The organism is uncultured Acinetobacter sp. (assembly GCF_947624825.1).
Lineage (GTDB): Bacteria > Pseudomonadota > Gammaproteobacteria > Pseudomonadales > Moraxellaceae > Acinetobacter.
Genome location: NZ_CANQLZ010000093.1, coordinates 1 through 5749 on the forward strand (window position 1 = coordinate 1; position 5749 = coordinate 5749).

General features: G+C 44.8%; 8 protein-coding genes. All 8 read left to right on the forward strand.

From position 1 onward, the window contains the following. The first annotated feature begins 244 nt into the window (after positions 1-244). Complete coding sequence (locus tag Q0017_RS13745; RefSeq protein WP_367277118.1) at positions 245-730, forward strand: MbeB family mobilization protein; 486 nt, start codon at positions 245-247, stop codon at positions 728-730. Further along, the gene (locus Q0017_RS13750; protein WP_367277119.1) at positions 731-964 is read left to right on the forward strand and encodes an MbeD/MobD family mobilization/exclusion protein; all 234 of its coding nucleotides are present in this window, start codon (positions 731-733) and stop codon (positions 962-964) included. Between the two features lie 96 nt (positions 965-1060). Continuing rightward, positions 1061-1690, forward strand: a complete 630-nt coding sequence (locus tag Q0017_RS13075) for an ApaLI family restriction endonuclease (protein ID WP_298147665.1) — start codon at positions 1061-1063, stop codon at positions 1688-1690. 37 nt (positions 1691-1727) lie between these two features. Continuing rightward, complete coding sequence (locus Q0017_RS13080; protein ID WP_298147671.1) at positions 1728-2867, forward strand: site-specific DNA-methyltransferase; 1140 nt, start codon at positions 1728-1730, stop codon at positions 2865-2867. A 124-nt stretch (positions 2868-2991) separates the two neighbouring features. After that, entirely contained in the window at positions 2992-3948 is a 957-nt protein-coding gene (locus Q0017_RS13085) for a replication initiation protein (RefSeq protein WP_298147674.1), read from the forward strand. A 410-nt stretch (positions 3949-4358) separates the two neighbouring features. After that, positions 4359-4901, forward strand: coding sequence for a DNA-binding protein (locus tag Q0017_RS13090; protein WP_298147679.1), 543 nt, complete (start codon positions 4359-4361; stop codon positions 4899-4901). Beyond that, positions 4898-5239 carry a plasmid mobilization relaxosome protein MobC gene (gene mobC, locus Q0017_RS13095; protein ID WP_298147681.1) on the forward strand — a complete coding sequence of 114 codons (342 nt, stop codon included), beginning with the start codon at positions 4898-4900 and terminating at the stop codon, positions 5237-5239. Before Q0017_RS13090 ends, mobC begins: the two co-directional genes overlap by 4 nt. A gap of 37 nt (positions 5240-5276) precedes the next feature. Beyond that, positions 5277-5749: relaxase/mobilization nuclease domain-containing protein (locus tag Q0017_RS13100; protein ID WP_298147684.1), on the forward strand; the 473-nt coding region annotated here is incomplete at its 3' end.

Sequence of the window (5749 nt, forward strand, 5' to 3'; positions counted from 1 at the left end):
GAAGATCCCGCTAAACAGCAAACACTGGTTTTAGCTAAGGATTTGCCACGAAACAAATTAGAGGCTGCTACAGCGATTAATGATGCTTTGCAGGGGTTAGCCTTGCGTGGGGTGGTTACGTGCCGTGATGACGTGATCGAGACGTTGGGGCAGGCGGGTTTTGAGGTGGCACGACAGACCAAGAGCAGTATCAGCATTAAAGACCCCGATGGCGGTCGAAACATACGCTTAAAAGGGGCGATTTATGAGCAAGATTTTAGATTTAGCCAAGACCTTCAAGGAGACATCGAGCAAAGAAGCCGAGAGCATCAGCAAGGCGCTACAGCACGACTTGAAGCAGCTAGAGGGCGATTTAGCTACGGCATTGAGCAAAAGCAACGAGACCTTGAAAAACGCTATCCACGACAGCAACGAGGTCTTGAAGAAAGAGATTTACGCCAATCAGCAGCGTATGAGCATGAGCCTGTTCAAAACATGGCTTTGGGTGATCGCCTTGTTAGTGCTTCTAGGGCTGGGGCTGACTACTTGGAGCATGTGGCAGGGCTTAACGATTCAGCGGCAAAGCCAAGCCATAGCGCAGGGCAAGCAGGTGTTAGCGGAATTACCCGAGGGCTTGGAACTGGTGAAAGAGAAAGGGGAAACGTACTTGGTTCAAGACGTGAAGATGAAGAAAAAACCCGAGGTGTGGCAGTCACAGGACGGGCATTGGATCATCAAGGTGGGCAAATAAATGACAGCAACAGAGAAGCTATTGCTAGACACGTTGAAAACATTAACCAACGATCTAGAACACTTAGAGAACGAGCGCAGGACGACACACGAAAATATGCTGAACAGCTTGGTTCAATTGGGGATACGGGTGAAAGCCTTAGAGGGATTAAGCGAGCAGGTGACACAGTTGAGCGAGCAAAACAAGGCATTGACCGAGCAGTTACGGCAGTTAACCAGTTTGTCCAAGCGATAAAGGAAAAAGTGCAGGAGAAAACACGTAGCATGGGGTTTTGTCGGTGATCCATCATTTTTGATACTAAAATAGTCACTTTTTCTTGAGGTTTTGAAAGTGATTTTATACGACGAAATTAAAGAGTTGTCTGATGGTTATGAGTTGAGACTTAGACAGCAAATGGACACAAGAATAATTGAGATGGAAGCTGATGATTTTAGTCATCATATTCTGTATAGAGTTTTGGGTGTCTGTCCCGAAGAGGGGCATCAGATTGATGTGATGCAAAACAAAGGGCGTTTTTTGTATCGTTATGCAGGATCTTTTTTAGAAGATGCGGCATTTTTGTGCATTAAGCACTCACATCCAGAGGCTGAGAAAAAACGAATACCAAATACAAATGGAGTGAGACCTAAAACTTTTGAGATTGATGCCTTGGTAGGGAATGATGCTTTTGAAATAAAGTGGAGAGATGCGACGACAGATGGAGATCACATCACTAAAGAGCATACGAGGTTAAAAACCATACATGATGCTGGTTATAGACCAGTTAGATTGATGTTTTATTACCCTAATAGAACTCAGGCTCAGAGGATACAGAGAGTTTTACAGGATTTATATGGTGGGTTGGGTGGTGGATATTACTATGGGGATACTGCTTGGTCTTACCTTAGGGAGTACACAGGGCATGATCTTTTTGGGATCATTCAGAAAATAGCTATAGAAAAGACAGGTAATGCAGCTTAATAAAGTTTTTTTGGGCGACTGCGTCGAGCAGTTAGACATGATCCCTGATGAATCAGTGGATTTGGTTTATATGGACCCGCCTTTTTTTACAGGTAAGCTTTTTAAAGGTAGAGCTAGAGAGGATGGGGCAAGCTATTTGTTTAGCGATATATGGGGGAGTTGGGGTGAGTATTATGACTTCCTTTATCAGAGGGTTGTAAAGTGTAGAAGAGTTTTAAAAAACAGTGGGTCTATTTTTGTTCACTGTGATAGGAGTGCGAACCATATTATAAGGATGATGCTAGAAAACGTTTTTGGGAGGGATAGTTTTCAATCTGAGATTATATGGACATATAAAAGATGGAGTAACGCTAAGAAAGGTCTGATGAATCAACATCAGAACATACTTTTTTTCTCTAAAAGCAAGGAGTTTAAGTGGAACCAAACTTTGGTGGAGTATAGCGCTACTACGAACTTAGATCAGATTCTTCAAAAAAGAGAAAGAGACTCCTCAGGTACGTCTGTTTATGCAAGAGATAAGAATGGAGAGGTTGTCTATGGGGGGGCGAAGAAAGGTGTTCCTTTAGGTGATGTTTGGGATATTCCGTACTTGAATCCTAAGGCAAAAGAAAGGACTGGATACCCTACTCAAAAACCCCTTGTTCTATTGGAGAGGATAGTTGGTCTTGTGACCGATAAAGGGGATGTGGTCTTAGACCCTTTTTGTGGGAGCGGGACTACGCTGGTGGCTGCGCAGTCTTTGCAGCGGCAGTATATTGGTATAGATGTATCAGAAGAGGCTGTTTTGTTAACGGAGAAAAGGTTAAGTTCGCCTCTTGTTAGAACAGAGTCAAAAGTATTGAAGAAGGGGCTTGCCAGTTTTGAGCGTTTAGACCCTTGGGTTGAGAGGCATTTGGTTGGATTCGAGTATTCAAAAATTCATCGAAACAGTGGTTTAGATGGTATTTTAAATCAAGAAATTGAAGGGAAGACGGTCTTTCTAAAAGTACAAAAGGAGGAGGATTCACTAGAAGAGTCGTATAAAGTGTTATTAGCCTCTTTACAGACTAGGCCTAATTCTCTAGGGGTTTTGATTCAAACGAAATCTTCAGACTTTGTATCTATTTTAAGCAATGTGGTTATATTTAAGAGTCTCGCCTTTCATCTGAGAGAAGAGCAAGTTAGTATAGATTTTTGAATTTAAAATAAAAGCCCATAACTGCGCGAACAGTCTGGGCTTTGGGTTGATACTCCCCAACGGCTAAGCTAGGTGCATCAATATACTTCTATTGTAGGCACTCTAGCGAAAATGAGCAATAAAAATGCTAGAGAAAAACAGATTCGTAGATGAGTTTATAGACAGTTTCTTAACACCATTACCTTACAGACCCTATTGTGCTGACGATTTAGCCGATGGTTTACGCATTAGACCGCTGAAAACGGCTAAACGCCGCCGTTATCTGCAAATAAACCCACCAAGCCAACTGCATTACCTTGTTTTTGACGTAGATCGCCAAGGCGCAGCCTTTGCGTGGGAAGATTGCCACATAGCGCCGCCAAATTATGCAGCAATCAACTCAGAAAATGGACATGCTCACCTTGTTTACAAACTGGCTGAACCCGTAACAACTAGTGAATACGGGCGACGAGAACCGTTACGCTATTTGGCTGCTATAGAGCGTGGGTATCGCATTGAACTGGGTGCAGACGCAGGTTATAGCGGTTTGATTACTCGTAACCCCTACAAAACCACTACTTTGTGCCTACACAAACACGAGTACGACCTTTTTGAGCTGTCCGACTGGCTTAAACGTGACTTAGGGGAGTATGCCGAGAAAGAAACCACCGTAGCAGGATTAGGGCGCAACGTAACGCTATTTGATACCACTAGGGCTTGGGCATATAAGGCTATTCGTTTTTATCGCGTTACAGCCCGTTCTAGGCTGTTTGACGTGTGGCGCAGTGAAGTAGAGGACTACGCACTGGGTATCAATACCCAGTTTATGACCCCATTGGCGTATAGCGAAGTTAAAGCCACGGCTAAATCCATTGCCAAATATTGTTGGGTGCATGATCATCGAGCCGAGCAGGAGTTTTTACAGAAGCAAGCGCAACGGGGCGCTATAGGTGGGAAAGCATCTGGAGTGGTCAGAGCTAAGGCAAACGAAGAAAAGCGTGTACAGGCCCGCTTATTATCAGCAAGGGGCATGAGTCAAAGAACGATAGCGAAGGAGCTGGGCGTATCAGTGGGGTCTATCAATTCGTGGCTTAAAAAGTAGGGTGTTCAGTGAAGCCTAAATCAGATGACAGCGCTTTTGTGGATTGAATATAAAAGGTGGGCTGATGTTGTGGCAATCAGTGGACGGTTTATCGTTAGCTATGGCTTAGAAAAACATAGTCGACCGTAGCACTTTGGAGCGTAGCGAAAAGTGGTGCGGAAACAAACGGAGTGCGTAGTTTACAGAAGAAATGGGGCAGGGTATATTGTACAGTATTGTTTAAGCAAGGATACACAAAGACCCCTTACAGGTTTCTTTGTGACCTTGTAAGGTTGGGCATACTGCCCCCCTTAACCCCCCTGTGCATCACCTTTACAAGTAAAAGTGATGGTTGTGTTCATTGCTTAGCTAACACATTTGTAATAATAGTTTGTAGTAATACTACTATTACATACTACAAAGGATAGGATATGAATGAGAGCTATAAAAAAATTCACGACAAAGCCAATGAGTTAAGTGAGGCCAAAGGTAAGCGTCCTACTTTGGCAGAGCTTCGGTCTGCTTTGGGAGGCGGTAGTTTTACGACTATCAGTGAGGCAATGAAAGTTTGGAAGCCTAGTGAGCAACAGCAGGTTCAAAGTGATCTTTCCCCTGTTCCTGAAGTGTTGCAAGGTTCGTTTTTATCTGTTTGGAAACAGGCACAACAATTAGCTCATGACACGTTGGCGATAGAGCGTGAAGCTTTACAGAAATCACGGCTTGAGAGTGAGCAAGTGCAAGCGGAGCTAGGAGAGGTTGTTGAGCAATTAGAGGGTGAACTCGCTGTGAGTAGAGATCGGCTTGAACGTGCAGAAAAAGAATTACTCGAAATGAGATTGGCTGTTGAGCGTTCCACAGCTCAGCTTGAGCGTTTGGGTCGGTTAGAAGATGAGTTATCACGCGCTCAGCAGGCGGAACGTATCGCGATTTGTGAGGCAGCCGAATTGCGTGGAGAGTTGAAAGCAAAAAGATGAAGCGTACAAAGTCCATAAAAATCCGTGTTACTGATGCGGAGCTAACCAAGTTAAATGCCAATAAAGGACGTGCCGAGCTAGCTCGTTGGTTACGTGAGATAGGTTTGTCTGGCGGTGTTGGTCGTCAGGACGTGGTGCGTCATGAACTACCGCCCGAAGTGGTTCGGATATTGGCAGGAATTGGCGGCAATTTGAATCAGTTAGCCCGCCATGTGAATACGGAAGCCAAGACAGGCACGCTTGATTTGCGTTTGTGTGCTGTGGAGTTGTTGGCACAGCTAACGGCTACCGAACGGGCGTTGACTGCTGTTAGGGAGCTGATACGCCGTGATAGTTAGCTTTTTTGCCCGTGGTACTGGTAGCGGTGGCGGCTCAGTGGATTATTTACTGGGTAAAGATCGAGATCGTGAAAAAGCCAAGGTGTTAAGCGGTGATCCTGATGAAACCGTGGCATTGATTGATGCTAGCCACTATGCCAAAAAGTACACCTCGGGCGTTTTGTCGTTCGAGGAACGGAACATTAGTGATGAACAAAAGCGTGAGGTGATGGCCAGCTTTGAAGATTGTTTGTTTCCAGGCATGGATAAGGATCAGTACAGCGTACTTTGGGTGGAGCATACCGACAAAGGACGGCTAGAGCTGAACTTTGTTATTCCCAATGTGGAGCTAACGACAGGCAAGCGGCTACAGCCTTACTACCATGCGGCAGACTTAAAACGGGTTGATGCGTGGCGCACGATTCAAAACTTAGAACATGGGTTTTCAGATCCCGAAGATCCCGCTAAACAGCAAACACTGGTTTTAGCTAAGGATTTGCCACGAAACAAATTAGAGGCTGCTACAGCGAT

Coding starts and splice junctions, on each gene's coding strand:
- Q0017_RS13745 (WP_367277118.1), top strand. CDS start 245: ATGAGCAAGATTTTAGATTTAGCCAAGACCTTCAAGGAGACATCGAGC.
- Q0017_RS13750 (WP_367277119.1), top strand. CDS start 731: ATGACAGCAACAGAGAAGCTATTGCTAGACACGTTGAAAACATTAACC.
- Q0017_RS13080 (WP_298147671.1), top strand. CDS start 1,728: ATGATCCCTGATGAATCAGTGGATTTGGTTTATATGGACCCGCCTTTT.
- Q0017_RS13085 (WP_298147674.1), top strand. CDS start 2,992: ATGCTAGAGAAAAACAGATTCGTAGATGAGTTTATAGACAGTTTCTTA.
- Q0017_RS13090 (WP_298147679.1), top strand. CDS start 4,359: ATGAATGAGAGCTATAAAAAAATTCACGACAAAGCCAATGAGTTAAGT.
- mobC (WP_298147681.1), top strand. CDS start 4,898: ATGAAGCGTACAAAGTCCATAAAAATCCGTGTTACTGATGCGGAGCTA.